Source organism: Chamaesiphon sp. VAR_69_metabat_338 (genome assembly GCF_031423935.1).
Taxonomy (GTDB): domain Bacteria; phylum Cyanobacteriota; class Cyanobacteriia; order Cyanobacteriales; family Chamaesiphonaceae; genus Chamaesiphon.
The window spans coordinates 1-2,190 of record NZ_JANPGM010000756.1 but is presented as its reverse complement, the minus strand read 5'-3'; the positions used below and the strand labels follow the sequence as shown (position 1 = coordinate 2,190).

General features: G+C 47.2%; 3 protein-coding genes. 2 read left to right on the top strand and 1 reads right to left on the bottom strand.

The features are described 5' to 3' along the window. A partial coding sequence (locus tag RMO84_RS20865) for a beta-ketoacyl-ACP synthase (protein ID WP_310490356.1) occupies positions 1 to 825 on the top strand: 825 nt, incomplete at its 5' end. Between the two features lie 6 nt (positions 826 to 831). Here the strand turns inward: RMO84_RS20865 and RMO84_RS20860 are convergent. Continuing rightward, positions 832 to 1,827: a Rieske 2Fe-2S domain-containing protein gene (locus RMO84_RS20860; protein WP_310490355.1), complete on the bottom strand. Its 996-nt coding sequence runs from the start codon at positions 1,825 to 1,827 to the stop codon at positions 832 to 834. Between the two features lie 39 nt (positions 1,828 to 1,866). Between RMO84_RS20860 and RMO84_RS20855 the strand changes: the two genes are divergently transcribed. Continuing rightward, the coding region (locus RMO84_RS20855) for a helix-turn-helix domain-containing protein (protein WP_310490354.1) at positions 1,867 to 2,190 on the top strand (324 nt) is incomplete at its 3' end.

Here is a 2,190-nt window from a genome sequence, read left to right as displayed (position 1 = left end):
AATTGGTTGGATCTATTGCCCCATAGTCCAGCGATCGCCACAGCTCGATCGATCGGCTCTCGATCGGCTGTATTAGCTCCGATGGCTGCTTGTGCGACGGGAATTTGGTCTTTAGCCCAAGCCGTGAATTTAATTAGATCTGGCACCTGCGATCGGGTAATTGCGGGAGCGGTAGAAACCCCAGTTTCACCACTGACGATCGCGGGTTTTACGCAAATGGGCGCGCTCGCGACGACGGGCTGTTATCCATTCGATCTCCAGCGGGAAGGATTAGTTTTAGGCGAAGCGGGGGCAGTATTTATTCTAGAGACAGCAGATTTAGCTCGATCGCGCGGTGCCAAGATTTATGGGGAAGTCTTAGGATTTGGACTGACTAATGATGCCTACCACATGTGTGCCATGGACGAATCGGGAACTGCGGGTGTAAATGCCATTCAGCAATGTCTCGATCGATCGCATCTCGCGCCGACTGATATCGATTATATCCACGCTCACGGTACCAGCACGCCACTTAACGATCGCCGCGAAAGCCAATTAATCCACCAAATCTTCCCGACTGGGGTGGCAGTAAGTTCGACCAAAGGCGCGACGGGACATACTTTAGGCGCATCGGGTGCAATTGGTGTTGCGCTGTGTTTGCAAGCGATCGCAACTCAAACATTACCCCCCTGTATCGGTTTGAAAAATCCCGAATTCGACCTCGATCTAGTCACAGTTCCGCGCCAAACAACCGTAAATAATTTACTATGCCTGAGTTTTGGTTTTGGCGGTCAAAATGCGGCGATCGCTCTGAAAAAATGGCAGCCTCAATCGACTAGGAGATAGGTCAAATCATCCAATTTTCGATCGCAGAGGACTTACCACCAATGGAAAGCTATCAAAATTACGATGCACCCAATCCATCCCCACCTCATTATTCAACTTAATCTTCTGCGGGGCATTCGGATAAATGTTATTCAAAATTGCAGCATCTTGCTCGACCACAACTTTCACCACATCTAAAAACTGTTGCTTCATCAGGTGAAAAGCTGGGTGTTTGGGTTGAGCGAATAGTAAAACATAGGTGCGGGTTCTACCCTCGGATTCGGGGATAAAGAAATGACATTGAGCGACTGTTCCTGCTGGCATATCGCTGTGAAAAATTACCAGATGCGGGAAATGATTTTCCAGATGTGCTGACATTAATTTGGGCATCAGAAATAGCGGCGGATTTTTGAGTTTTTCCCACACAGTACTCGGTGCAATTGGCATCTGATAATAGGCGTGGGAATGATGCCCCTCATCAACGAATTTCTCAAACTGCACTTCGGTAATTTTAAATAGCTCTCGATGGGTGCCATTTTGATGATTATAGTCATGCATATTTAGCAACATCGATCGCAAGTCAGTTTCGACGCTACAATCTCCTGTATGTCCGACAAGATCGTAATTAGCTGCTATCTCATTGAGAATATTGGGAATCGATACTTGAGGCTCATAGCCACCATACGACCAAATAAAATCACCTTGAATAATTAGTTCTAGCTGGGCTAATTGCGGTAAAGTTTGTTTATTTGAACCAGGCAGAATCGTACACCCGGCGCGATCGAATTCCAGTGCGTGAAACGGGCAAACTATGCGACTCGTACCATCTGGCTTCGCTTCACACCAGCCTTCAGACAGCATCGCACCCATGTGGGGACACATATTTTCGAGGGCATTAATATTTCCCCCCGCATCTTTCCAGAGCACATAATCATTGCCATAGAGCGATACTTTAAAGGGTTTGTTGACTGCTAGCATGGATCTGTGAGCTAGGAGCCAGGGCGCGCCTTGGAGCATATTCATGGGTGAGTAAATGGTTGAGTAAATCGATACGGTAATTTTATGAATAAATCCTCGCAAATGTCAAGTGCTAATTCATTGCGTCGTCAACCCAAACAACAACGCGGACAACAACGGGTTGCCAAAATTCTCACAGCAGCAGCCGAAGTCTTTGCCCAGGTGGGTTATACGTCTGCCACAACGCAACAAATCGCCGATCGAGCCAAGACGGCAATCGGTTCAATTTATCAATTTTTTCCTGATAAATTAGCGATTTTCCATGCCCTCGAAGCCGAGCATATGCAGCAAGTCGCGATCGTCAATGCTCAGTTACTTGTCAAAGATATCTGTCGCCCTCTCACCCAAGCGATCGGTGATATCGTCGAT